This is a genomic window from Pseudomonas sp. 2822-15 (genome assembly GCF_002742515.1).
Lineage (GTDB): Bacteria > Pseudomonadota > Gammaproteobacteria > Pseudomonadales > Pseudomonadaceae > Aquipseudomonas > Aquipseudomonas salomonii.
Genome location: NZ_LJRY01000219.1, coordinates 19,958 through 45,261, shown reverse-complemented (window position 1 = coordinate 45,261; position 25,304 = coordinate 19,958). Strand labels below are relative to the sequence as shown.

24 protein-coding genes are annotated in these 25,304 nt (G+C 60.2%); 4 read left to right on the top strand and 20 right to left on the bottom strand.

The window, feature by feature from the left end; all coding sequences use genetic code 11:
• Positions 1 to 231 precede the first annotated feature (231 nt).
• The 4 genes from guaA to AOA59_RS25875 form a co-directional block, all read right to left on the bottom strand.
• Positions 232 to 1,809 carry a glutamine-hydrolyzing GMP synthase gene (guaA, locus tag AOA59_RS25895; protein ID WP_017134673.1) on the bottom strand — a complete coding sequence of 526 codons (1,578 nt, stop codon included), beginning with the start codon at positions 1,807 to 1,809 and terminating at the stop codon, positions 232 to 234.
• An 81-nt stretch (positions 1,810 to 1,890) separates the two neighbouring features.
• Positions 1,891 to 3,360, bottom strand: coding sequence for an IMP dehydrogenase (gene guaB / locus AOA59_RS25890; RefSeq protein ID WP_016977684.1), 1,470 nt, complete (start codon positions 3,358 to 3,360; stop codon positions 1,891 to 1,893).
• 259 nt (positions 3,361 to 3,619) lie between these two features.
• The gene (locus AOA59_RS25880; protein WP_065930365.1) at positions 3,620 to 4,168 is read right to left on the bottom strand and encodes a sugar ABC transporter ATPase; all 549 of its coding nucleotides are present in this window, start codon (positions 4,166 to 4,168) and stop codon (positions 3,620 to 3,622) included.
• Positions 4,169 to 4,311: 143 nt separating this feature from the next.
• Positions 4,312 to 5,079, bottom strand: coding sequence for a sulfite exporter TauE/SafE family protein (locus AOA59_RS25875; protein WP_099489555.1), 768 nt, complete (start codon positions 5,077 to 5,079; stop codon positions 4,312 to 4,314).
• 99 nt (positions 5,080 to 5,178) lie between these two features.
• On the opposite strand from AOA59_RS25875, the gene AOA59_RS25870 reads away from it, so the two are divergent.
• The 4 genes from AOA59_RS25870 (at position 5,179) to leuA (ending at position 10,411) form a co-directional block, all read left to right on the top strand.
• Positions 5,179 to 6,069, top strand: coding sequence for a LysR family transcriptional regulator (locus AOA59_RS25870; protein WP_099489554.1), 891 nt, complete (start codon positions 5,179 to 5,181; stop codon positions 6,067 to 6,069).
• Positions 6,070 to 6,099: 30 nt separating this feature from the next.
• Positions 6,100 to 7,479 (top strand): exodeoxyribonuclease VII large subunit, encoded by a 1,380-nt coding sequence (gene xseA / locus AOA59_RS25865; protein WP_058422672.1) that lies wholly within the window; start codon positions 6,100 to 6,102, stop codon positions 7,477 to 7,479.
• A gap of 3 nt (positions 7,480 to 7,482) precedes the next feature.
• Positions 7,483 to 8,304: a M23 family metallopeptidase gene (locus AOA59_RS25860; protein WP_099489553.1), complete on the top strand. Its 822-nt coding sequence runs from the start codon at positions 7,483 to 7,485 to the stop codon at positions 8,302 to 8,304.
• A 427-nt stretch (positions 8,305 to 8,731) separates the two neighbouring features.
• The gene (leuA, locus tag AOA59_RS25850) at positions 8,732 to 10,411 is read left to right on the top strand and encodes a 2-isopropylmalate synthase (protein ID WP_065930360.1); all 1,680 of its coding nucleotides are present in this window, start codon (positions 8,732 to 8,734) and stop codon (positions 10,409 to 10,411) included.
• A 165-nt stretch (positions 10,412 to 10,576) separates the two neighbouring features.
• Here leuA and AOA59_RS25845 read toward each other — a convergent pair whose 3' ends face one another.
• The 16 genes from AOA59_RS25845 to iscA form a co-directional block, all read right to left on the bottom strand.
• Complete coding sequence (locus AOA59_RS25845) at positions 10,577 to 11,368, bottom strand: amidohydrolase (protein ID WP_065930359.1); 792 nt, start codon at positions 11,366 to 11,368, stop codon at positions 10,577 to 10,579.
• On the bottom strand, positions 11,356 to 12,504 hold the full coding sequence (locus AOA59_RS25840; RefSeq protein WP_099489552.1) for a pyridoxal phosphate-dependent aminotransferase: 1,149 nt from the start codon (positions 12,502 to 12,504) through the stop codon (positions 11,356 to 11,358). The genes AOA59_RS25845 and AOA59_RS25840 overlap by 13 nt, the downstream gene beginning before the upstream one ends.
• 134 nt (positions 12,505 to 12,638) lie before the next feature.
• Positions 12,639 to 14,108 carry a ribosome biogenesis GTPase Der gene (der, locus tag AOA59_RS25835; RefSeq protein WP_053135513.1) on the bottom strand — a complete coding sequence of 490 codons (1,470 nt, stop codon included), beginning with the start codon at positions 14,106 to 14,108 and terminating at the stop codon, positions 12,639 to 12,641.
• 135 nt (positions 14,109 to 14,243) lie between these two features.
• The gene (gene bamB, locus AOA59_RS25830) at positions 14,244 to 15,395 is read right to left on the bottom strand and encodes an outer membrane protein assembly factor BamB (protein WP_017135954.1); all 1,152 of its coding nucleotides are present in this window, start codon (positions 15,393 to 15,395) and stop codon (positions 14,244 to 14,246) included.
• Positions 15,388 to 16,029, bottom strand: coding sequence for a tetratricopeptide repeat protein (locus AOA59_RS25825; protein WP_065930357.1), 642 nt, complete (start codon positions 16,027 to 16,029; stop codon positions 15,388 to 15,390). The genes bamB and AOA59_RS25825 overlap by 8 nt, the downstream gene beginning before the upstream one ends.
• A 41-nt stretch (positions 16,030 to 16,070) precedes the next feature.
• Positions 16,071 to 17,360, bottom strand: coding sequence for a histidine--tRNA ligase (gene hisS, locus AOA59_RS25820; protein ID WP_099489551.1), 1,290 nt, complete (start codon positions 17,358 to 17,360; stop codon positions 16,071 to 16,073).
• Positions 17,361 to 17,381: 21 nt separating this feature from the next.
• Complete coding sequence (gene ispG, locus AOA59_RS25815) at positions 17,382 to 18,491, bottom strand: flavodoxin-dependent (E)-4-hydroxy-3-methylbut-2-enyl-diphosphate synthase (RefSeq protein ID WP_056858733.1); 1,110 nt, start codon at positions 18,489 to 18,491, stop codon at positions 17,382 to 17,384.
• Between the two features lie 2 nt (positions 18,492 to 18,493).
• Positions 18,494 to 19,495, bottom strand: coding sequence for a RodZ family helix-turn-helix domain-containing protein (locus AOA59_RS25810; protein WP_099489550.1), 1,002 nt, complete (start codon positions 19,493 to 19,495; stop codon positions 18,494 to 18,496).
• Positions 19,495 to 20,253, bottom strand: a complete 759-nt coding sequence (pilW, locus tag AOA59_RS25805) for a type IV pilus biogenesis/stability protein PilW (protein WP_099489549.1) — start codon at positions 20,251 to 20,253, stop codon at positions 19,495 to 19,497. The genes AOA59_RS25810 and pilW overlap by 1 nt, the downstream gene beginning before the upstream one ends.
• Positions 20,254 to 20,265: 12 nt before the next feature.
• Complete coding sequence (rlmN, locus tag AOA59_RS25800) at positions 20,266 to 21,414, bottom strand: 23S rRNA (adenine(2503)-C(2))-methyltransferase RlmN (protein WP_017135948.1); 1,149 nt, start codon at positions 21,412 to 21,414, stop codon at positions 20,266 to 20,268.
• A 29-nt stretch (positions 21,415 to 21,443) separates the two neighbouring features.
• A complete protein-coding gene (gene ndk / locus AOA59_RS25795; RefSeq protein ID WP_003175956.1) occupies positions 21,444 to 21,869 on the bottom strand; it encodes a nucleoside-diphosphate kinase in 426 nt (141 codons plus the stop codon).
• 92 nt (positions 21,870 to 21,961) lie between these two features.
• Positions 21,962 to 22,165 carry a Fe-S cluster assembly protein IscX gene (iscX, locus tag AOA59_RS25790; RefSeq protein ID WP_099489548.1) on the bottom strand — a complete coding sequence of 68 codons (204 nt, stop codon included), beginning with the start codon at positions 22,163 to 22,165 and terminating at the stop codon, positions 21,962 to 21,964.
• 14 nt (positions 22,166 to 22,179) lie between these two features.
• The gene (gene fdx / locus AOA59_RS25785) at positions 22,180 to 22,521 is read right to left on the bottom strand and encodes an ISC system 2Fe-2S type ferredoxin (protein ID WP_015885743.1); all 342 of its coding nucleotides are present in this window, start codon (positions 22,519 to 22,521) and stop codon (positions 22,180 to 22,182) included.
• A 3-nt stretch (positions 22,522 to 22,524) separates the two neighbouring features.
• On the bottom strand, positions 22,525 to 24,387 hold the full coding sequence (hscA, locus tag AOA59_RS25780) for a Fe-S protein assembly chaperone HscA (RefSeq protein WP_099489547.1): 1,863 nt from the start codon (positions 24,385 to 24,387) through the stop codon (positions 22,525 to 22,527).
• Between the two features lie 51 nt (positions 24,388 to 24,438).
• Positions 24,439 to 24,960: a co-chaperone HscB gene (hscB, locus tag AOA59_RS25775; RefSeq protein ID WP_056858737.1), complete on the bottom strand. Its 522-nt coding sequence runs from the start codon at positions 24,958 to 24,960 to the stop codon at positions 24,439 to 24,441.
• An 8-nt stretch (positions 24,961 to 24,968) separates the two neighbouring features.
• Entirely contained in the window at positions 24,969 to 25,292 is a 324-nt protein-coding gene (gene iscA / locus AOA59_RS25770; protein WP_003209680.1) for an iron-sulfur cluster assembly protein IscA, read from the bottom strand.
• Between the last annotated feature and the right edge of the window lie 12 nt (positions 25,293 to 25,304).

Genomic DNA, 25,304 nt, shown 5'->3' with positions numbered 1-25,304 from the left:
AGTGATAGATAAGCGCCAGTGTGATCAAGCAAGACACGGCTATCGCAAGGCACGCACCTGCCGAGAAGTGCCAACGTAGATGCCGGAGATGGGAGGAATAAAGTGCTTTGAACCTGGTTTGATTCACCGACAGATGAATGCCTTCAAAGCTTTCACGTCAGCAAGAATAAGCCCTTATCGCGGGCATGAAAAAACCGGCAAAAGCCGGTTTTTTCATGCCTCGCTGTGGGCTCACTCCCACTCAATCGTCGCCGGCGGCTTGCTCGACACGTCATACGTCACGCGCGAAATGCCTTCGATCTCATTGATGATACGGCCGCTGACAGTCTCCAGCAGCTCGTACGGCAGGTGTGCCCAACGCGCGGTCATGAAGTCGATGGTCTCTACGGCACGCAGCGCAACAACCCACGCATAACGACGGCCATCACCGACAACGCCAACCGATTTCACCGGCTGGAACACCACGAACGCCTGGCTGACTTTGTGGTACCAGTCGGCCTTGCGCAGTTCTTCGATGAAGATGTGGTCGGCGCGACGCAGCAGGTCGGCGTATTCCTTCTTCACTTCACCGAGGATGCGCACGCCCAGGCCCGGGCCCGGGAATGGGTGGCGGTAAACCATGTCGTACGGCAGGCCGAGTTCCAGGCCCAGACGGCGAACTTCGTCCTTGAACAGTTCGCGCAGTGGTTCTACCAGTTTGAGGTTCATCTCCTCCGGCAGGCCACCCACGTTGTGGTGGGACTTGATCACGTGGGCCTTGCCGCTCTTGGCGCCAGCCGACTCGATCACGTCAGGGTAGATGGTGCCCTGGGCGAGGTACTTGATGTTGTCCAGTTTGTTGGACTGGGCATCGAACACGTCGATGAAGGTGCGGCCGATGATCTTGCGCTTTTTCTCTGGGTCGCTTTCGCCCGCCAGGTTGTTGAGGAACTGGTCCTCGGCGTTGGCGCGGATCACTTTGACGCCCATGTTCTCAGCGAACATGGCCATCACTTGCTCGCCTTCGTGCAGACGCAGCAGGCCGTTGTCGACGAACACGCACGTCAGCTGGTCGCCGATGGCTTTGTGCAGCAGCGCGGCAACCACGGAGGAGTCAACGCCGCCGGACAGGCCGAGCAATACGTTGTCAGTACCCACCTGGGCACGCACGTTGGCGATGGCGTCTTCAGCAATTTTCGACGGGGTCCACAGGGCTTCGCACTGGCAGATGTCGAGGATGAAGCGCGACAGGATGCGCCCGCCTTGCTTGGTGTGAGTCACCTCCGGGTGGAACTGCACGCCGTAGTAGCCGCGCTCGTCGTTGAACATGCCGGCGATCGGGCAGCTCGGGGTGCTGGCCAGGATGTGGAAGTCTTCCGGCATCTTGGTGACCTTGTCACCGTGGCTCATCCACACGTCGAGGCCGAACAGGCCGTCGGCGTCGATGTGGTCTTCGATGCCGTCCAGCAGGCGGCTCTTGCCGACCACGTCGACACGGGCATAACCGAATTCACGCAGTTCGGAACCTTCAACCTTGCCGCCCAGTTGCTCGGCCATGGTCTGCATGCCGTAGCAGATACCGAAGACGGGCACGCCCAGGTCGAATACGGCTTGCGGGCAACGCGGGCTGTTGGCTTCGTGCACGGACTCGGGGCCACCGGCAAGGATGACGCCTTTAGGGGCGAATTCGCGGATCGCTTCGTCATCCATGTCGAACGGGTGCAGTTCGCAGTACACGCCGATTTCACGCACGCGGCGGGCGATCAGCTGGGTGTACTGGGAACCGAAGTCGAGGATCAGAATGCGGTGGGCGTGAATGTCGAGGGCCATGAAGTCAGTCTCGTCTAATGAATCAGAAACAACTCGGGGCTGAAAGAACAGCCCCGGTTACTTAACGTTTTGCTGGAAGCCTCAACCTACGCGGTAGTTCGGCGCTTCCTTGGTGATCTGCACGTCGTGGACATGGGATTCAGCCATGCCGGCGCCGGTGATCCGTACGAACTCTGGCTTGGTGCGCATTTCTTCGATGTCGGCGCTGCCGGTGTAGCCCATCGAGGAACGCAGGCCACCCATCAGTTGATGGATGATCGCGCTCAGGGTGCCTTTGTACGGCACACGGCCTTCGATGCCTTCCGGTACGAGCTTCTCGGCGCCTGCCGAAGAGTCCTGGAAGTAGCGGTCGGAAGAACCTTGCGCCTGGGACATGGCGCCCAGCGAACCCATGCCGCGGTAAGCCTTGTACGAACGGCCCTGGAACAGTTCGATCTCGCCTGGTGCTTCTTCGGTACCGGCGAACATCGAGCCCATCATCACGCAGGAAGCACCGGCGACGATGGCCTTGGACAGGTCACCGGAGAAACGGATGCCGCCGTCGGCGATCAACGGTACGCCAGTGCCTTCAAGGGCAGCAGCCACGTTGGCGATGGCGCTGATTTGCGGCACGCCCACACCGGCGACGATACGCGTGGTGCAGATGGAGCCAGGGCCGATACCGACCTTGACCGCATCGGCGCCGGCTTCGGCCAGGGCCTTGGCAGCTGCGCCGGTGGCGATGTTGCCGCCGATCACTTGTACGTCAGGGAAATTCTGTTTGACCCAGCGCACGCGGTCGATCACGCCTTTGGAGTGACCGTGGGCCGTGTCGACCACCACCACGTCAACACCGGCAGCCACCAGGGCCGAAACGCGGTCACCGGTGTCTTTACCGGTGCCGACCGCAGCGCCGACGCGCAGACGACCTTGATCGTCCTTGCTGGCCAGCGGGTAAGCCTTGGCTTTTTCGATGTCGTTGACGGTCATCATGCCTTTGAGGGCGAATTTGTCGTCGACGATCAGCACGCGCTCAATGCGGTGCTTGTGCAGCAGTTCGCGCACATCGTTCTTGTCGGCGCCTTCCTTGACCGTGACGAGGCGCTCTTTAGGCGTCATCACTTCACGGACGGTGACTTCAAGACGGTTCTCGAAACGCACGTCACGGGAAGTGACGATGCCGACCAGGTCGCCATCGTGCAGTACCGGAACGCCGGAGATGTTGTGCAGGCGGGTCAGGTCGAACAGGTCACGCACGGTGGCGTCGGCTTCGATGGTAATAGGATCTTTCACCACACCGGCTTCGTAACGCTTGACCTTGCGCACTTCGGCAGCTTGCTGCTCGATGGTCATGTTCTTGTGGATGATGCCAATGCCGCCTTCCTGAGCCATGGCGATTGCCAAACGGGCTTCAGTGACGGTGTCCATGGCAGCGGAAACCAGAGGAATATTCAGCTCGATGCCACGGGTTAGGCGGGTCTTGAGACTGACTTCGTTAGGAAGCACCTCGGAATAACCGGGCACTAGGAGAATGTCGTCGAATGTCAGAGCTTCTTGGCTGATACGCAGCATCGCGGGGGCTCCCGAGCGGGAAAATGGAAGCGCGCCATTATATACATGCACCCTGTCGGGCTCAATGTAAAACTCTGACAAACTTGGTAATACTGATAGATGGATAAAACCTGCAGCGCTGGATCGTTCCCACGCTCCGCGTGGGAATGCCGCCAGGGACGCTCCGCGTCCGGGGTCTGCGCAAGGTTGAAGCCCTGCGCTATGGTGACGCGGAGCGTCACGGGATGCATTCCCACGCAGGAGCGTGGGAACGATCGGATTAAAGCTCGACTTTGACCCAACTCATCTTTTGGTCCAGCCAATCGGCAAATTCGTCGATAAAGCTCGGCTTGAACCCCGCCTCCGCCCAGTTGTTGAAGATAAACCCCAGGTTGGAAAACCCGCATTCCTGCAGGAACAGAAACCCATTGATGTCATCTTCATGCCCACACAATGGGCAGGTGAAGTTGTCGGTGTGGCCGGGCATCCAGTCTTCGAGGCTTTCGAACAGTGCCTCGCCGACCTCTTTAAGGCATTCGGGGCAGCCGGCTTCTTCGAGAAAGCCCTTGGCCGGCGTGTAGATGCAGCGCTTGTAGATGATCTCCAGGCCATTGATCGGCTCGTTGAACGGCAGCGCTTCGGGGTGCAGCACCACGGCGCGGGCGCCGTCGGCCAGGGCGTAGGCCATGCGGTTGCCGGTGCGTCCGCAGGTGGTCAGCTCTTCCTTGATGATGTTCTTGCGCACCAGCCAACGCACGATGGCCCGGGCGCGGGGTTCGTGGACGGGCAAGGTGGAGATTTTGGGGACAAGGATGCTTTGGGAGTTCATGGGAGTCCTGCGGTGTGGCGTCTGCCGCCATCGCGGGCAAGCCCGGCTCCCACATTATGCGATGTGAACACAGTCGATGTGGGAGCTGGCTTGCCTGCGATGAGGCCCTGAAGCCTGGCAGCTTAATCCCTGCCCCACACAGGTCAAGTACTCAAGTAGCGCCCAATCAACGCAATGCCACTGGCCAACACCAACCACGTCACCAAACGCACAAAGGCTTCACGGGACATGCGCATCGTCAACCTGCGCCCACACCACAGCCCCAGAGCCATCGCCGGCAACAGGCACAACGCCAACAACAGCAGTGGCAAGTCCGCATACACCCCGGCGACCAGAAACAGGCTCAGGCGCACCACTGTGCTGCAACTGATCAACGCACTTTGCGTGGCCCGCGCCGCGTCCTTGGGCAAACGGCTGTTGAGGTAGATCGCATACAAAAAGCCGCCGCTGCCGAACAACGCACCAAACATCCCGCCGACGGTGCCCATGGGAATCGACCAACCTTTGGAAAGCTGAGCGGGCCGCGCCTTCACCGACAAGCTGTAGATCGCATAGGCGCTGATAAACAGCCCCATCAGCAGCAGCAACAGATCCGAATGCAGGTTGAGCAGAAAGATCACCCCCAGCGTGCAACCGATGGCCATGCACGGCAGCAACCGCAGCAGCTCGGGCGTGTTCACGTCTCGCCGCGATTGCAGCAGATTGCCGAAGGCGGCGACAAAATCCAGCAGCACCAGCAGCGGGATGATCTTCGACAGCGGCATAAACACAATCAGGATCGGCCCCGCCACCAGTGCCGTGCCAAAACCGGCAATGCCGAACACGATGTAGGCCAGCACCACACCCAGGCCGATGACCAGCCAATCGACACCACTGAACGACCACTGGCTCATCAGCTCAACCGGACCCATGACGTATTCCTTGAAAGAGACAGTCATCACTTTAGCCATCGCCGAGCGTTGCGACTAATATCTTCAAAGCCCTCCACTCATCTCGAAAAGGCATGACGCGTGATATCTACTCGCCAACTGCGCTACTTCGTCGAAATCGCCGACAGCGGCAGCTTCAGCGCCGCCGCCGAGCGTTTGTTCGTGGCGCAATCAGCGCTGAGCCGCCAGATCAAGGAGTTGGAAACCCAACTGCAAACCCCACTGTTCGAACGCACCGCGCGCCAGCCCCGGCTGACGGCGGCGGGCGAAGCCTTTTACCCGAGGGCACGCAACCTGCTGAGCGAGCTGCTCAAGGCCAGCGAGATGGCCACCCAGGTTGGCAATGGTCAGCTTGGCACCCTGCGCCTGAGCCATTCGAGCACTGTGCCGATGAGCGGACCATTGCTGCACGGCATCAGCACCTGGCTGCAGCGTTGCCCCGGCGTATCGATGGATATCGTCAAACTGTCTTCCGAGGCGCAGCTTGAAGAAATTGCCGACGGGCGCCTGGACGTCGGCCTGTTACGGTTACCGGTTCTGCGCCAGCGCGAAGGCGTGCGCGTGGTGCCTTTATATAGCGAACAACTGGTGTTGGCGGTGCCGCCCAATCACCCTCTGGCACGCAGCGATACGCCTGTCGAACTGGCACAGCTCAAGGACGAAGCGTTTATTTCAGTTCCACACCCCCAACGGGGCGGCTTGAGTTATCTGTCAGCCGAACTGTGCATGCGCGCAGGATTTTTCCCCAGGGCCGCGCGGGTGATGTCGCGCAAGACCACGCAATTGCAGCTGATCCAGGCCGGCTTCGGAATTGCCTTGTTACCAAAATCCATGCAGGACATTGCCTCCGCCAACCTGCACTTTTTGCCTCTGGCCGACCCGGACTGCATCAGCACCGTGGCCTTGGCGTGCGCGCAGACGCCGAGTGCGCTGGTGGAGCAATTCTGCCAAACCTTGCGCGAATGCCTATAAACTGCCGCCCATGATTAAAGATCGCTCCTCATGATTAAAGATCCGTTTGCCCGCTTGGGCCTGGACCGCGAAGTCCTGACTGTCAGCCAGCTCAACGGCCGCGCGCGGGTGTTGCTGGAAGACGTGTTCACCAATATCTGGGTCGAAGGCGAGATCTCCAACCTCGCCCGCCCGGCTTCCGGCCATGTGTATTTCACCCTCAAGGACAGCGGCGCCCAAGTGCGTTGCGCGCTGTTTCGCAACAATGCCGCGCGAGTGCGCCAAGCGTTGAAAGACGGTTTGGCGGTGAAAGTGCGCGGCAAGGTCTCGCTGTTTGAGGGCCGTGGCGACTACCAGTTGATCCTTGATACGGTGGAACCTGCCGGCGATGGCGCGCTGCGCTTGGCCTTTGATGCGCTGAAGGAAAAGCTCAGCGCCGAAGGCCTGTTCAGTGCCGAACGGAAAGTGCCGCTGCCGGCGCACCCTCGGCGCATTGGCATCATCAGTTCGCCAACCGGCGCGGTGATTCGCGACATCATCAGCGTGTTCCGCCGTCGTGCGCCGAACGTTGAACTGACACTGATTCCCACCGCCGTGCAGGGTCGCGAAGCGATCCCGCAGATTGTGCGCGCGCTGAAACTGGCTGACGCCCGTGGCTTTGACGCATTGATCCTGGCCCGTGGCGGCGGTTCGCTGGAAGACCTCTGGTGCTTCAACGAAGAAGCCGTAGCCCGTGCGGTAGATGCCTGCGTGACGCCCATCGTCAGTGCGGTCGGCCATGAAACCGATGTGTCGATCTGCGACTTTGTGGCCGACGTACGCGCCCCCACGCCCTCCGCCGCCGCCGAATTGCTCGCGCCAGACGCCAGCCACCTGGTACGCCAGGTCGAAAACCTGCATCGCCGCCTGGTGATGCTGATGCGCAACCGGCTGAGCCATGATCGCCTGCGTCTGGAAGGCATGGCCCGCCGTCTGCGCCACCCTGGCGAACGTCTGCGCCAGCAGGCCCAGCGTTTGGACGATTTGGACATGCGCCTGCGCCGCGCCTTCGAGCGCAGCCTCAACACACGCCGCGAACGCCTGATCCGCCTGGAAACCCGCCTCGCCGGCCAACATCCCGGCCGTCAACTGGCGTTGCTGCGCCAGCGCCTCGACAGCCTCGCAGAACGCCTGCCCCGCGCCATGCGCGAAGGCCTCAAGGCACGCCGCCTGCAGTTGCAAAGCCAGGTGCAGACCCTGCAGGTGGTCAGCCCGCTGGCCACCCTGGGCCGTGGCTACAGCATCCTGCTGGACGAGCGCGGCCAGGCGATCCGCAACGCCGCGCAAACCCACACCGGCCAGCGCCTCACTGCGCGACTCGGTGAAGGCCAATTGCAGGTGCGGGTGGAAGATAACCACCTGACGCCCGTCACCCTTTCGTTACTGGATTGATTGATGCCACGTTTTTTTAGCCTGCTGATGCTGTTATGCCTGACCTTTAACGCCCACGCCGACAGCTACATCACGCGTTTGCTGAACAAGCCGGTGCCGGGTGGCGTGGCGGTGGTCGACCTCGGCACTTCGGTCAGCGCGCCCAAAGCCACCTACCTGAACCGGCCGGTGCTGGTGGTCAAGGAACAAAACAACTGGCTGGCGATTGTCGGGATCCCGTTGACCGTCAAACCCGGCACCGAGCGCATCACCAGCGGCGGGAAGAACTTGCCGTTTGTGGTGGGCTTCAAGAAATACCCCGAACAGCACATCACCTTGAAGAACAAAAGCCAGGTGAACCCGGCCCCGGCGCAACTCAAGCGCATCGAGGGCGAACTGGCCGTTCAGCTCAAGGCTTACCGCAGTTTCAGTCCGAACACACCGAGCAACCTGCTGCTGGACAAACCGGTCAACGGGCCACTGTCGAGCAAGTTCGGCGTGCGCCGTTTCTTTAATGGCGAGGAGCGCAACCCGCATTCGGGCCTGGACTTTGCCGTAGGTGCGGGCACGCCGATCAAGACACCGGCGGCAGGCAAGGTGATCCTCACCGGTAATTACTTCTTCAACGGCAACACTGTGTTCGTCGACCATGGCCAGGGCTTTATCAGCATGTTCTGCCATATGTCGAAGATCGACGTGAAAGTCGGCGACCAACTGGCACGCGGTGCGGTGGTGGGCAAGGTCGGTTCCACAGGCCGTGCGACCGGGCCGCACATGCATTGGAATATCAGCCTTAACGATGCGCGGGTTGACCCGGCGATCTTTATTGGCGCGTTCCAGCCCTGATAAAAATATTCAACCTACCGGCCTCATCGCGGGCAAGCCCGGCTCCCACAGGTGAACGCGCATCCCTGTGGGAGCCGGGCTTGCCCGCGATAGCGCCAGGTCTTCCAGCCCAATTGCGCGCCCGATAACTACTGCGCAATAAAAACAAACCCCCAAATCAATAACCGCCACAAAATATCGAATACCAGCCAAATAGCAGAACTTATCTCAATTTTTTCCGACTGCTTGCCATCTTTCACCCCGGCGGTTAGGGTTGAGCTTATGAAAACCTCTCACACCCTCATTCAGCTCCGCCAGCACCGCAGCCTGTGCCTCGTCAGCGCACGACTGCCAGGCTGAATCGATCTGCCTCGTCCCACGCTTCGTCCCCAATAACAGTTTTACGGCAGGCCGCCTTTTCTCGGCCCCTACTACAAAGGATTTCCCGATGAGCATGCTCAAAGACCCGTCTTCGAAGTACCGCGCGTTCCCGACCATCGACATCCCGGACCGCACCTGGCCGTCGAAGACCATCACCGAAGCGCCGATCTGGTGCAGCTCCGACCTGCGTGATGGCAACCAGTCGCTGATCGAGCCAATGGACGCGGCGAAAAAGCTGCGTTTCTGGAAGACCCTGGTGTCTGTCGGCGTGAAGGAAATCGAAGCCTCGTTCCCGGCCGCGTCGCAAACCGACTTCGACTTCGTGCGCACGCTGATCGAAGACAACCACATCCCCGCGGACACCACCATCCAGGTGTTGACCCAGGGCCGTGAAGACTTGATCGCACGTACGTTCGAATCCCTGCGCGGCGCCAAAAAGGCCATCGTGCACTTGTACAACGCCACGTCGCCGTCATTCCGCCGCATCGTGTTCAACCAGGACAAAGACGGCATCAAGGCCATCGCGGTCAACGCGGCCAAGCTGTTCGTCAAGTATGCCGCCCAGCAGCCGGAAACCCAGTGGACTTTCGAGTACTCCCCGGAGACCTTCAGCGCCACGGAGCTGGAGTTCGCCAAGGAAGTCTGTGACGCAGTGATCGAGGTGTGGAACCCGACGCCAGAGCACAAGATGATCCTTAACCTGCCGGCCACCGTTGAGTGCGCGACACCCAACATCTATGCCGACCAGATCGAGTGGTTCGGCCGCCATATCAACCGTCGTGACAGCGTGATCATCAGCCTGCACACCCACAACGACCGTGGCACCGGCGTGGCCGCCACCGAGCTGGGCCTGATGGCGGGCGCCGACCGTGTCGAAGGTTGCCTGTTCGGCAACGGCGAGCGTACCGGTAACGTCGATCTCGTGACCGTAGCCTTGAACATGTACACCCAGGGCCTCGACCCACAGCTGGACTTTTCCGATATCGACGGCGTGCGCAAAGTCGTCGAGGAGTGCAACCAGATCCAGGTGCACCCACGTCACCCGTACGTCGGCGACCTGGTGCACACCGCGTTCTCCGGCTCCCACCAGGACGCAATCCGCAAAGGCTTTACCCAGCAGAAAGCCGACGCGCTGTGGGAAGTGCCGTACTTGCCGATCGACCCGGCGGACATCGGCCGCAGCTACGAGGCGGTGATCCGCGTAAACAGCCAGTCGGGCAAAGGCGGCATCGCCTACCTGCTGGAGCAGGAATACGACATCAGCTTGCCACGCCGCATGCAGATCGAGTTCAGCCAAGTGGTACAGGCCGAAACCGACCGTGTGGGCCTGGAAATGACTGCACCGCAGATCTACGCCTTGTTGCAGCGTGAATACCTGCAAGCCAACACCCCGTACGCGCTGGTCAGCCATCGCCTGCAGGAAGAAAACGGCAACAGCACCGTGGAAGTGGAAGTCTCGGGCAAGGGCCAGGGCGAAACCAACCTGCGCTGGAACGGCAAGGGCTACGGCACCCTGGAAGCGCTGGTTGCGGCGCTGCCAATCAAAGTTGAGATCATGGACTACAACGAACACGCGATCGGTGCCGGCACCAATGCAAAGGCGGCGGCCTACATTGAGCTGCGCGTGAACGGCGAACGCCCAGTGCATGGCGTAGGGATCGATGAAAACATCACCACAGCGAGCTTTAAGGCGGTGTTCAGTGCGCTGAACCGCTCGTTGAGCCAGCTGGAAGCGAAGGCGGCGTAAGCGCTGTCGCGGTCATGCAAAAGGCCTCTGGGTGAGAATCCAGGGGCCTGATCGTTCCCACGCTCTGCGTGGGAATGCCTGCGGTGACGCTCTGCGTCACAACTCTGAAAGCGGACGCAGAGCGTCCGGGGCTGCATTCCCACGCGGAGCGTGGGAACGATCTGGTCAGGTGAATTCGAACCTATCGGCATCCAGATTTGCCGGAAACTTGGTGCGATAAGCCGCCAACTCCGCCGCATTCAGGCACACCTGAAACACCCCGTCCGCCTCCCCCGCACTCAGCAAGGTCTCACCCTGGAAATCCAGCACCTGGCTGTCTCCGGTGTAGGCAAAGCCTTTGCCATCGGTACCCACCCGATTCACAGCCGCCACGTAACACAGGTTCTCGATAGCCCGCGCCGGCAGCAGGCGGTTCCAGTGCTGACGCCGCGCGCCCGGCCAGTTCGCGGTGTACAGCAGCAGGTCGGTGTCCTGGGCATCACGGCTCCACACCGGGAAGCGCAGGTCGTAGCAAATCAACGGGCGAATGCGCCAGCCCTTCAATTCGAACTGCACCTGGCGCTCGCCGGGCGTGTAATGGTCGTGCTCGCCCGCCATACGGAACAGGTGACGCTTGTCGTAGTGCAGCACTTCACCGTCCGGGCGCGCCCACAGCAGGCGGTTCCGGTGGCTGCCGTCGGCCGCCTGGATGATCACGCTGCCGGTGATCACTGCGTTGTACTTGGCCGCCTGGGCTTGCAGCCAGTGATGAGTCGGGCCATGTTCCGGCTCGGCGAGGGTTTGTGATTCCATCGAGAAACCGGTGGTGAACATTTCCGGCAGCACAATCAGGTCGGCGCCGTTGGCCTGCTCCAGCAACAGTTCGAAATGTTCGAGGTTGGCCTGACGGTCATGCCACACCAGGCTGGTCTGGACCAAGGCAATATTCAGGTCGGGTAATGCAGTCAAATCACGCATAGTTGCTCCGCCGCGTGTTGCAGCGTCTCCTCGCGTTTGGCAAAGCACAGGCGCACCAGGCGCTGGCCTTGGGGCGGGCTCTGATAGAACACCGAGACGGGGATGGTCGCCACGCCGTGTTCGCGGGTCATCCACAGTGACATGGCGACGTCATCCAGGTCCGGGCGAATCTGCGAGTAATCCACCAGTTGGAAGTAAGTGCCGGCCACCCGGGTAAAGCTGAAACGCGACGGCGCCAGCAGGTCGCAGAACAGGTCGCGCTTGGCCTGATAAAAGGCCGGCAATTGCTCGACGTGTTCCGGGTGTTCGGCCATGAAGTCAGCCAAAGCGTACTGCAAAGGGGTCACGCCGCAAAAGTTGACATATTGATGCACCTTGCGCAGCTCGGCGGTCAGGGCCGGCGGTGCGACCACGTAGCCGGTTTTCCAGCCGGTGACGTGGTAGGTCTTGCCGAAGGAGCTGACCACGAACGCGCGCTGATACAACTCTTCATGGGCCAGCACGCTGACATGGGGCACGCCATCGAACACCAGGTGTTCGTAGACCTCATCGCTGATCAGGTAGATATCGCGGTCGCGGATCAGCTCGGCCAACTGGTCCAGCTCGGCCCGGCTGATCAGGGCACCGGTGGGGTTGTGTGGCGAGTTGAGGATGATCATGCGCGTGCGCGGTGAGAGCGCGGCCTTGATCTTGTCGAAGTCGAGCGCGAAGCCTTGCAGGCTCAATTGCACATGCACGCAACGGCCACCGGCCAGCTCGACCGACGGCTCGTAGCTGTCGTAGCTGGGGTCGAACACGATGACTTCATCGCCGTTGCGGATGACCGCCTGGATCGCACAGAAGATCGCCTCGGTCGCGCCTGGGGTGATGGTCACTTCGCTGTCGACATCCACTGTGGCGCCATAACTGCGGGCGATCTTGGCCGCCACTTGTTGGCGCAACACGGGCACGCCGGTCATCGGGGCGTATTGGTTATGGCCAAGGGCGATATGCTTGCCCACGGCATCGAGCAACTCTTGAGGGCCATTAAAATCGGGAAAGCCCTGGGACAGGTTAAGCGCCCCGGTTTCGGCAGCGAGTTGCGACATGGTGGTGAAAATAGTGGTGCCGACATTCGGCAGCTTGCTGGTGATCATCGGAGGCCCCTGCAGGTGAGGCCCAAGTTTTAAGCTGCCCCAAGCATCGGGTCAAGGCACAAACCACCGCGCACAAAAAAGGGCTCCAAAGGAGCCCTCTCTTGCGGCGTGTCGCTCACAACTCAAAGCGGCGCTTATTTCTTGTCGCGGCGCTTCTTGTCGGCCTTCTTGTGGTGAGTCATCAAACGACGCTTCTTGTTCACCTGACGGTCAGTCAGTGTGTTCTTGTTGCCTTCGTATGGGTTCTCGCCCCCCTTGAACTCGATACGGATCGGCGTACCGACCAGTTTCAAGACACGGCGGTAGGTGTTTTCCAGGTAACGCACATAGGACTTGGGCACCTTCTCGATCTGGTTACCGTGAATCACGATAATCGGCGGGTTGGCACCGCCCAAGTGGGCGTAACGCAGTTTGATCCGGCGGTTGTTGACCATCGGCGGCGCATGCTCGCCAACCGCGTCTTCCAGGATCTGGGTGAGGCGGTTGGTCGGCCAGCGGGTAACCGCGGACTTGAACGAGTTTTGTACGGACGCGTAGAGGTTGCCCACGCCGGTGCCGTGCAGTGCCGAGATAAAGTGGATATCGGCGAACTCAACGAAAAACAGCCGACGCTGCAGCTCGATCTTGACGAAATCGCGCTCGCTTGGCGTCATGCCGTCCCACTTGTTGATCGCGATGACCAGGGCACGACCGGCTTCCAGGGCAAAGCCCAGCAAGTTGAGGTCGTGGTCCACCACGCCTTCGCGGGCGTCCATCACGAAGATCACCACGTTGGCGTCTTTGATCGCCTGCAGGGTTTTGACCACCGAGAACTTTTCAACTTCCTCGTGGATCTTGCCGCGCTTGCGCACACCGGCGGTGTCGATCAGCGTGTACTTCTCGTCGTTACGTTCGAACGGGATGTAGATACTGTCGCGGGTAGTACCCGGCTGGTCATACACGATGACCCGGTCTTCACCGAGCATGCGGTTAACCAGGGTCGACTTGCCGACGTTCGGACGGCCGATGATGGCGATCTTGATACCGTCTTTTTCGCTTGGGCCAGGAATGCGCTTGGCTTCCTCACCTTCGGCAACGATCTCTTCCTCGCCCTCTTCTTCCTCAGCGTCATCCTTGGGGAAGTCGCGCAGGGCGATTTCCAGCATCTGGGTGATGCCGCGACCGTGGGCACCCGCGACCGGGATCGCATCGCCCAGGCCCATCGGGCTGAATTCGGCACGGGCCGCCTCAGGATCGATGTTGTCGATCTTGTTGGCGACCAGATAGGAACGCTTGTTGCGCTTGCGCAGGTGCTCGCCAATCATCTGGTCGGCAGCGGTGTAGCCCGCACGGGCGTCCACCAGGAACAACACGACATCGGCTTCTTCGATCGCGAGCAGCGACTGCTCGGCCATCTTTTCGTCCATGCCATGCTCGTCACCGGAGATACCACCGGTGTCGACAATAATGTAGGAGCGCCCTTGCCACTTTGCCTCACCGTATTGGCGATCACGGGTCAGACCGGACAAGTCGCCAACGATGGCGTCACGAGTCCTGGTCAGGCGGTTGAACAAGGTGGACTTGCCGACGTTAGGTCGGCCCACCAGGGCGATTACGGGAACCATGCGGCTCTCCACTTCGTTATTTCAGAAAATACAAAAGCCGCTGCAAGGCAGCGGCTGGTGCTCGGGGCAGCATAGTCAAATGCCGCATGCCCCGCCGAAGCGGGGCCGCCTGGGTTTTACCCCAAGCATAGTTGCTTACTTGATGGTCAGGGCTTCCAGCTTGCCGCTGTTGCCAAACACGTAAAGCATGTTACCCACAACCAGCGGACGCGCACGCAGACCATCGCTGTCGATACGCTCGCGGCCGACAAAACGACCGTCTACCTGGCTCAGCAGGTGCAGGTAACCTTCGAAGTCACCTACCGCTACGTAGCTGGAGAACACTTCCGGTGCCGACAACTGACGGCGAGCCAGGGAGTCGTTGCTCCACAGTGCAGTAGTGGAACGCTCGTCGACACTTTCAACGGTGCCGGAAGCGAGGCTTACGTAGACGCTGCCAAACCCTTGGGCGACACCGGCGTAGCTGGAAGCATCACGCTGCCAGTTGATGCGGCCGCTTTGCAGGTCCAGCGCCGCAACGCGGCCCTGGTAGGTGGCCACGTAAATGGTTTCACCCGACAGCAGCAGGCCACCGTCGATGTCCACTACGCGGTCCAGTTCGGAGCGACCTTGCGGGATAGCCACACGGGTTTCCCAGGCCGGCACGCCGTTCTGGGTGTCCAGGGCGACCACTTTACCGGTCGACAGGCCAGCAACGGCCAGGTTGTTGGTCACAATCGGACCACTGGTACCGCGCAGGGTCAACACCGCCGGGGTGCTGTCGTACAACCAGCGCTGGTTGCCGGTGGCGGCATCCAGACCGATTACACGGTCATCCTGGGTCTGCACCACGACCACGTCGCCATTGGTAGCCGGCGCTGCGAGCACTTCACTGGTCACGCGAGCACGCCATTTCTCTTCACCCGTTGCCGAGTCCAGAGCCACCACGTCGCCTTTGAGCGTACCGATCAGCACCATGCCGTAGCCGACACCTACACCACCGGAAACCGGCAGTTCGAGGTCTTTCTTCCACTTCACGTCGCCATTCATGCGATCCATGGCCATGACAACGCCAGTGGAGTCAGTGGCCACGATGTTGTCGCCGTCGATCGCCGGCTGCAACAGGTTGTACAGGTCGCCCTGGCCATCACCGACGGAGCGGCTCCACTGCTTTTGCAGGACCACTTCTTCCTTGAAGCTGGTCAGCTCGGCAGGAGGCAGTTCTTTTTTACTGTTGCTGCTGCAACCCGCGGCCAGAACGGCCAGAGCCAGCAATGCTGCATGTTTCCAACGGATCACGTCACGCATCCCCTTTGGCCAAGTCGTCCAGCTTGATTTGTAAGCCACCGACCGCCGCTTCATCAGACAGCGCCGCCTTGGCTTTTTGGTACGCAGCATGGGCTTCGTCGGTACGACCCAATTGGACCAACAGGTCGCCCTTGAGCTCTTCACGAGTGGCCACAAATGCCTTGTCAGCATCGCCGTCGAGCAGTTTGAGTGCTTCGTCAGCCTTGTTCTGTGCCGCCAATACCTGAGCCAGGCGCTGACGTGCGATTTCACCCAGGGTCGGGTTGGTCGGCTTGTCGGCGATAGCCTTCAGCTCAGTGGCTGCGTCATCCAGCTTGCCGGTGTCGACCGCGACTTTCGCGACGAACAGGCTGCCGTACTGGGCGTAGGTGCTACCGCCAAATTCGTTTTTCAGCTTGCCGGCCAGGTCCGCCACTTGAGCTGGATCAGGCTTGCCGTCCGGCGTCAGTGTGGTTTCCAGCAATTGCTGATAGAGGACCGAGGCGCCTTGAGACTGGTTGGCCTGATATTTGTGCCAGGCTTGCCAGCCGAACACCACCACTAAAGCCAGCAGACCGCCAGTAACCAGGGGCTTGCCGTTACGCTGCCACCAGTCCTTGAACTCGGCCATTTGCTCATCATCAGTACTCGACACCCCAATACTCCTTAATCGCTAAATTCGGCTGTTCGACAGCTTCAACCCTGCACGACGCAGGTGGCCAAGTGCGCGGCGAGCGCATCAAAGGCAATGTTCTGTTGCTCGCCCTGGCCACGCAGGGGTTTGAAACCTATCACTTGCTGGGCCAATTCGTCATCGCCGAGGATCAGCGCATACAGCGCGCCGCTCTTGTCGGCCTTCTTGAACTGGCTCTTGAAGCTGCCGGCGCCGGCATTGATCTGCAGGCGCAGGTTCGGCAGTTGGTCGCGCACTTTTTCGCTCAGGGCCAGGGCTGCCAGTTCGGCGGCCTCGCCAAAGGCGCAAAGGTACACGTCCACCTGACGGGAGATTTCTTCCGGAATTTGCTCCAGGGTTTCCAGCAGCAGGATCAGCCGCTCGATGCCCATGGCGAAACCTACGCCCGTGGTCGGCTTGCCGCCCATTTGCTCAACCAGGCCGTCGTAGCGACCACCGGCACACACGGTGCCCTGGGCGCCGAGTTTGTCGGTGACCCACTCGAACACGGTCTTGCTGTAGTAGTCGAGACCACGCACCAGCTTGGGGTTGATCACGTAAGGAATACCGGCCGCATCCAGGCGAGCCTTGAGCCCCTCGAAATGCGTGCGGGATTCTTCGTCCAGGTAGTCGGCCATTTTCGGCGCGTCGACCAGTACGGCCTGGGTTTCGGCGTTTTTGGTATCGAGAACGCGCAGCGGGTTGGTTTTCAGACGACGTTGGCTGTCTTCGTCCAGCTTGTCCAGGTGGGCGGACAGGTACTCGACCAGGGCTTCGCGATAGCGGCCCCGGGACTCACTGGTGCCCAGGCTGTTGAGTTCAAGCTTGACCGCATCGCGGATGCCCAGTTGGCCCCACAGGCGCCAGGTCAATACGATCAGCTCGGCATCGATGTCCGGACCGTCCAGGTTGAAGACTTCGCAACCGATCTGGTGAAACTGGCGATAGCGGCCTTTCTGTGGGCGCTCGTGGCGGAACATCGGGCCGATGTACCAGAGCTTCTGGGTCTGGCCACCACCGGTGATGCCATGCTCCAGTACCGCGCGCACGCACGCAGCGGTGCCTTCCGGACGCAGGGTCAGGGAGTCGCCGTTGCGATCTTCAAAGGTGTACATCTCTTTTTCGACGATGTCGGTTACTTCACCGATGGAGCGCTTGAACAGCTCGGTGAACTCGACGATCGGCATGCGGATCTGCTTGTAACCGTAGTTATCCAGCAGGCGCGCGACCGTGCTCTCGAAGTAGCGCCACAGCGGCGTCTGCTCCGGCAGGATGTCGTTCATGCCACGAATGGCTTGCAGAGACTTGCTCACATCTAATCCTTAAATTCGTTCTTAGCCGCGCGCGATCAGCGCTGCGTCAGCCGCAACCTTTTCAGCTGCTTTCTCGCGGATCAGCTTTTCCAGATGATCCACGAGATTCTCATTCGTCAGTTTCTGCGACGGCTTGCCGTCGATGTAAATCAGGTTCGGTGTACCGCCAGTCAGGCCCACATGGGCTTCCTTGGCTTCACCCGGCCCATTGACCACACACCCGATCACCGCCACATCCAGCGGCACCAGCAGGTCTTCGAGGCGCAACTCCAGGTCGTTCATGGTTTTCACCACGTCGAAGTTCTGCCGCGAGCAGCTCGGGCAGGCAATGAAGTTGATGCCACGGGAACGCAACCGCAGGGATTTGAGAATGTCGTAGCCGACTTTCACTTCCTCTACGGGGTCTGCCGCCAGGGAGATGCGGATAGTATCGCCAATCCCTTCGGCGAGCAGCATACCGAGACCCACCGCAGATTTCACTGTGCCTGAGCGTAAACCGCCCGCTTCAGTGATACCCAGGTGCAGCGGCTGCACGATTTCCTTGGCCAGGAGGCGGTAGGCTTCTACCGCCATGAACACGTCGGAGGCCTTTACGCTGACCTTGAAGTCCTGGAAATTCAGGCGTTCAAGGTGTTCAACGTGGCGCAATGCCGACTCAACCAGCGCGGCCGGGGTCGGTTCTCCGTACTTTTTCTGCAGGTCTTTTTCCAGGGAACCGGCGTTGACGCCGATGCGGATGGGAATGCCGCGATCACGTGCCGCATCAACCACCGCGCGCACACGGTCTTCGCGACCGATATTGCCCGGGTTGATGCGCAGGCAGTCCACACCCAGCTCGGCCACACGCAGCGCGATCTTGTAGTCGAAGTGAATGTCGGCGACCAGCGGTACCTTGACCAGTTGCTTGATGCGGCCAAAGGCTTCGGCAGCGTCCATGTCCGGCACGGAAACCCGCACGATGTCTACACCGGCGGCTTCCAGACGGTTGATCTGGGCGACAGTTGCGGCCACATCATTGGTGTCGCTGTTGGTCATGCTCTGCACTGCGATAGGGGCATCGCCACCTACCGGCACCGAGCCGACCCAGATCTTGCGCGATACGCGACGTTTGATTGGAGATTCGCCGTGCATGACTATTGTCCCAACTTGAGGCGAGCGGTCTCGCCACTGGTGAACGGCGCCACGTCCACAGGCTGGCCGTTGTAGGCCACTTGGGCGCCACGGGCAAAGCCCAGACGCAGCGTCAAAGGAGGCTTGCCGCCTTGGTCAAGTGTATCTCCCTTACGCTTCAGACCGCTAAACAGCACTTTGCCATTGCCATCGGTAACTTGCGTCCAGCAGTCAGCGATGAAGGTAATCTGGATACGCCCGTCGCCGGCGATCAATGCCGGGGTGGTGGGAGGCGAAATCGCAGCCGGGGCCGGGGCCACTGGTGCGCTGGTCGCTGGGGCCTGCGTCGGAGCAGCCGGAGCAGCTGGCGTATGCGCCTGGGCAACCGGGGCAGCCGGTACGGTTGGAGCCGGCACAGCAGCGGTGGCTGCAGGTGCAGTGCCCGCTTCCGGAGTCGGTTGCTCGGTGGTAGCCGGCACTTGCGAGGCGGCCTGCCCTTGGGCAACCGCCTGGTCTTCCGGCTCATCGAGCGGGTGAATCTGGGTGGTGCCGTCGGCGCTTTCGACTTCGACGTGCTCCATGGCGTTGCTGGTCAGGTCCTTGGTGCGCTGGGAGGCCTGGTCTTGCCACCAGACGAAACCGCCACCGACCACGGCAATCAGCAGCAACAGGCTGACAATCCGCAAAATCGTGTGGGAAACCCGTACCGGCTCCTCGATGCGGCCCAGACCATGCACGTTGCTGCCCTGGGAGTCGGTACCGGTGAACTGGTCGAATTCCTGGACCAATACAGTCTGGTCGATGCCCAGCAATTTGGCGTAGGCGCGGATATAACCGCGGGCGAAGGTATGCCCAGGCAGCTTGTCGAACGCGCCGGCTTCCAGGTTGCCCAGGGACGTGGCGGTCAAATTGAGCTTGAGGGCCACTTCTGCCAGCGACCAACCATTGCTTTCGCGTGCCTGACGCAAGGTCTCGCCTGGGTTTACGCGATTAGCTGCTACAACTTCCGGGTGCGCCGCTTTCATCATTGCTCCGACAGGTATTGCTGATATTCCGGCGTACCGGGATAGAGTCGTTCGAGTTGCTGGCCAAACTGTGCAGCCGTGTCGCGTTCTTCATGAACCGTCGCCAGGCGCACGCCGAGCAATAGACTACGTGCATTTTGCCCGCTGAGCAGGCTAAAACGCTCGTAAAAGTCACGTGCCGGCACATAATGCCTGTCTTCGTAAGACAACTCAGCCATTTCGAGCAACGCCCGTGGCTGGCGACTGTTCAGGTGCAGGGCTTTTTCCAGTTGCTGGCGGGCGCTGTCGCGCTGGCCCAGGCGTATCGAGGTCACCCCAAGGTTCTCGAATACGCGTGAACGCTCAGGATAAAGGCTATCGGCGCTGGCTTGCTGGAAATAACGGGACGCCTGCTCATAACGTTGCTGCGCAAACAGGAAGCTGCCGTAGTTATTCAGCAGCCGAGGGTCGGCAGGACGTGCGGCCAGGGCCTTGTGAAAATACGCCTCGGCCAGTTCGGGCTCAGCCTGAGCCTGGAACACCAGGGCCAGTGCGGCATTGGCATCGGCATCAGCGCCGTCCAGTTCCAGCGCCTTTTTCAACGGCACCTTGGCCTGCTCGCTCATACCCTGGCGCAGATAACCCAAGCCCAATTGCACATAGGCAATTCGCGCCTCGTCACGGCCTTTGCCGGTTTGCATGGGGCTGTCCTGGCCCGATGAAACACAACCGGCCATCAGACCGGTAAAAAGCAACAGCAGCGCGAGGCGCAAGGGCATAGAGGTCCTCTCTCAGATTCGATTCACAGCAATTTGCGGCAAATCTTCGGCGGCGTTAAGTTCGCGCACGGCGATATAACGCTCACTGCGGCGGGTGCGATCCATCACTTGCCCGACCAGTTGGCCACAGGCGGCGTCGATGTCTTCACCACGGGTGGTGCGCACAGTAACGTTGTAGCCGGCCTGGTGCAGTTGATCCTGGAAACGGCGGATGGCGTTGTTGCTCGGCCGCTCGTAGCCAGAATGGGGAAACGGGTTAAACGGAATCAGGTTGATCTTGCACGGGGTGTTCTTGAGCAGCTCGATCATCTCGACCGCATGCTCAACTTTGTCGTTGATGTCTTTGAGCATGGTGTACTCAATGGTCAACACACGCTTTTCGCCCAAGGTCGCCATGTAGCGCTGGCAAGATTCGAGCAGCATCTTAAGCGGATACTTCTTGTTGATTGGCACCAATTGGTTACGCAATGCGTCATTCGGTGCGTGCAACGACAGCGCCAGGGAGACGTCGATGTGCTTGGCCAGCTCATCGATCATCGGCACCACGCCGGAGGTCGACAGGGTCACACGGCGCTTGGAAATGCCGTAACCCAGGTCGTCCATCATCAAATGCATGGCAGCAACGACGTTGTCGAAGTTCAGCAGCGGCTCACCCATGCCCATCATCACCACGTTGGTGATGGCACGGTCGACGGTTGCCGGGACGCTGCCAAAGGATTTGTTGGCAATCCACACCTGGCCGATAACTTCGGCGGCAGTGAGGTTGCTATTGAAGCCTTGCTTGCCGGTGGAGCAGAAACTGCAATCCAGGGCACAGCCTGCCTGGGACGAAACGCACAAAGTGCCGCGCTTGCCCTGGGGAATGTAGACGGTCTCGACGCAGCTGCCGGACGCCACGCGCACCACCCACTTACGGGTGCCGTCGGTGGAGATGTCCTCGCTGACAACCTCGGGACCACGGACCTCGGCAATGGCCTTGAGCTTGTCGCGCAGGGCCTTGCTGACGTTCGTCATGGCATCGAAATCGTCGACACCAAAGTGGTGAATCCACTTCATTACCTGACCGGCACGGAAACGCTTCTCCCCGATTGAGTCGAAGAATTTTTCCATTTCCTGTTGAGTCAGACCCAGCAGGTTGGTTTTAACAGTCGATGTAGTCATGGATTCACCCTCACTCTTTAAGCCGATGCTTAGCGAGCGGTTACTTCAGTAGCAGCGAAAAAGTACGAGATTTCGCGAGCAGCAGCGGCTTCGGAGTCCGAACCGTGAACAGCGTTGGCGTCGATGGACTCAGCGAAGTCAGCACGGATGGTGCCGGCAGCGGCTTCTTTAGGGTTGGTAGCGCCCATCAGTTCGCGGTTCAGAGCGATAGCGTTTTCGCCTTCCAGAACCTGAACAACAACAGGGCCGGAGATCATGAAGGCAACCAGGTCGCCGAAGAAGCCACGAGCGCTGTGCTCAGCGTAGAAGCCTTCAGCTTCAGCTTTGGACAGTTGCTTGAGTTTCGAAGCTACAACCTTCAGGCCGGCTTTTTCGAAACGAGTGGTGATCTCGCCGATGACGTTTTTTGCAACAGCGTCAGGCTTGATGATGGAGAAAGTACGTTGAACAGCCATGGTGTAACTCCAGAAACGGTAATTTACGAAAAATTAAACCCGCGAATTATACGCGGGTTATTGGGTATTGCCTAACTGCGTAAAAAGTCGGCTCAGTCGTCTGCTTCTTCGATCCACAGACCCTGAATCGCCTCCAGGACCTTTTCGCCACCCCGGTCAGGGATGTCGTCGAATTCCGGCAGTGCCATTACGAGGTCGCGCAACTTGACGAAGTTCACGGTAAGAGGATTGACCTCAGGATGAGCTTGCGCAAGTTGTATAGCGATTTCTTGTACATCAACCCATTTCAGGCTCATGACATTTCCTTGAATCAATGCGGCGCTTCGGCCGCATGGTTGAGGGAATATTTCGGAATTTCGACAGTGATGTCTTCCGTGCCGACCTTTGCCTGACAGCTTAGGCGAGAAGTCGCCTCCAGGCCCCAGGCGCGATCCAGAAAGTCCTCTTCCAGCTCGTCCGCTTCTTCGAGAGAGTTGAAACCCTCGCGAATTACGCAGTGGCAGGTCGTGCAGGCGCAGACACCGCCGCAGGCGCTTTCGATCTCGATATGGTTGTCATGGGCAACTTCGAGGATGGACTTGCCGGTCTCAGCCTCCACAACCATACCGTCCGGGCAATGCTCGGCGTGTGGCAGAAAAATGACCTGCGGCATTAATTATTCCTCGATTTCATTCAGGTTGCGCCCGGCCAGTGCGGCTTTCACCGTCTGATCCATGCGGCGGGCGGCAAAGGCATCAGTCACTTGCGACAGGCGCTTGGTCTGCTGTTCGATGGCGTAACCATCGTTGCCTTTCATCAATTCGGCCAATTCCTGCATTTGCAGGTCGATAACCATGCGCTCCTCAGCATCCAGCAGACGCTCGCCGTCGGCTTCCAGGGCGCCCTGCACGGCTTCGAGCAGGCGCTGGGCATCGACTTGCTGCTCGCGCAGCACGCGGGCGACCTTGTCGTCACCGGCATATTGGAACGAATCCTTGAGCATCTTGGCGATTTCGCCGTCGGTGAGGCCGTAGGACGGCTTGACCTGGATGCTGGCTTCAACGCCCGAGGCCAATTCACGTGCTGCCACGCTGAGCAGGCCATCGGCGTCGACCTGGAAGGTCACGCGAATTTTCGCCGCACCGGCCACCATCGCCGGGATGCCGCGCAGTTCAAAGCGCGCCAGGGAGCGGCAGTCGCTGATCAGTTCGCGCTCGCCTTGCAGCACATGAATCATCATGGCGGTCTGGCCATCTTTGTACGTGGTGAAATCCTGGGCGCGTGCGACGGGGATGGTGGTGTTGCGTGGAATCACCTTCTCCATCAGGCCGCCCATGGTTTCCAGCCCCAGGGACAGCGGGATCACGTCGAGCAGCAGCAGTTCGCCACCATCGCGTTTATTACCGGCAAGCGTGTCGGCCTGGATAGCGGCGCCGATGGCGACTACTTGATCCGGGTCGATTTCCGTCAGTGGCTGGCGGCCAAACGCTTCGGCAACCGCTTCGCGAACGCGTGGGACGCGCGTCGATCCGCCGACCATGACCACAGCGGCCACGTCTTCCAGCTCGATACCGGAATCACGTACAGCCCGACGGCACGCCTTGAGGCTGCGAGCGACCATCGGTTCGATCAACGCATCAAAGGCTTCGCGAGTCAGTTGAGCGGACCAGCTGCCGTAGGAAACTTCAACAGAATCAGCGTCAGTCAGTGCTTCCTTGGCCGCACAGGCGGTTTGCAGCAGATTGCGCTGCGCGCCCGGGTCCAGGTCAGCCGACAAACCGGCGCTGGCGATGATCCAGCCGGCAATGGCATGGTCAAAGTCATCGCCACCCAGGGCGCTGTCGCCACCGGTGGCCAGCACTTCAAACACACCGCCGGTCAGGCGCAGGATCGAAATATCAAAGGTGCCGCCGCCCAGGTCATAAATTGCCACCAGGCCCTCAGCGTGCTGGTCCAGACCATAGGCCACCGCGGCTGCGGTCGGCTCGTTGAGCAAGCGCAACACGTTCAGACCGGCGAGCTTGGCCGCGTCTTTAGTGGCTTGACGCTGTGCGTCATCGAAATAGGCAGGAACGGTGATCACTGCGCCGACCAGTTCGCCACCCAGGGTATTTTCTGCGCGCTGACGCAGCACCTTGAGGATATCGGCCGACACTTCCACCGGGCTTTTCGGGCCCTGGACGGTGTCGATGAACGGCATATGGGATTCGCCGCCAACGAAGCGGTACGGCAGCTGGTCGCCCAACTGCTTGACGTCGGACAGACCGCGGCCCATCAGGCGTTTAACCGACAGCACGGTATTCAACGGGTCACTGGACGCCGCCAACTTGGCCGACTCACCGACTTCAGTGCGATCAGCGTGATAACGCACAGCGGAGGGCAGGATCACCTGGCCATTAGCATCGGGCAACGGCTCGGACAGGCCGCTGCGCAAGGCAGCAACCAGGGAATTGGTGGTGCCCAGGTCAATCCCGACCGCCAGGCGACGCTGGTGCGGTTGAGGGCTTTGGCCGGGTTCGGCGATTTGCAGTAGGGCCATGGTAATCAGGTCTTATCTGTCTATCAGGCGTGCATCACGGGCAGCACTGGGTTAATCGTCGAGGCGCTCTTCTAGCTGGCGCACTTCGTAGGTGAGCTTGTCGAGGAACTGCATGCGCCGCATCAGGCGTTCGGCCTGTTCACGTTGCGCCGCATCATCCCAACAGGCTGCGAAGCTTTCGTTGAGCTCATCCTGGGCCGTTTTCAGACGACGCTTGAAAACCGCGACACCGGCTATATCAGCCTCGTCCTGCAAGTCTTCGAGTTCTTCGCGCCACTGCATCTGCTGCATCAGGAAGTCCGGGTCGTGCACCGTGACTTCGATCGGCAACTCACCACCGTTCAACGCGAGCAGGTAGCGCGCGCGTTTGGGCGGGTTTTTCAGCGTCTGATAGGCTTCGTTGAGGCTGGCCGATTGCTCCAGCGCCAGGCGCTGCTCACGCTCGGAAGCGTCAGCAAAGCGGTCCGGATGCACCGCACGCGCCAACTCTCGGTAGCGCGTGGCAAGCTGCTCAAGGTCCAGCCGAAAGCTCGGCTGCAGCTCGAATAAAGCGAAATGACAAGGAGTACCCACGAATAGCCTCAGATGTTGAAGCTTTCGCCGCAGCCACATTCACCGCGCACGTTGGGGTTGTTGAACTTGAAGCCTTCGTTCAACCCTTCCTTGACGAAATCGAGTTCGGTGCCGTCAAGGTAAGTCAGGCTTTTAGGGTCGATGATCACTTTCTCGCCGTGACTTTCGAACACCTGGTCTTCCTCAACCACCTCGTCGACAAACTCCAGCACGTAGGCAAGGCCGGAACAGCCCGTGGTGCGAACACCCAGACGAATCCCCTCACCTTTACCGCGCCCATTCAGGGAGCGGCGAATGTGCTGCGCAGCCGCTTCTGTCATGCTGATAGCCATCGTTGACTCCTT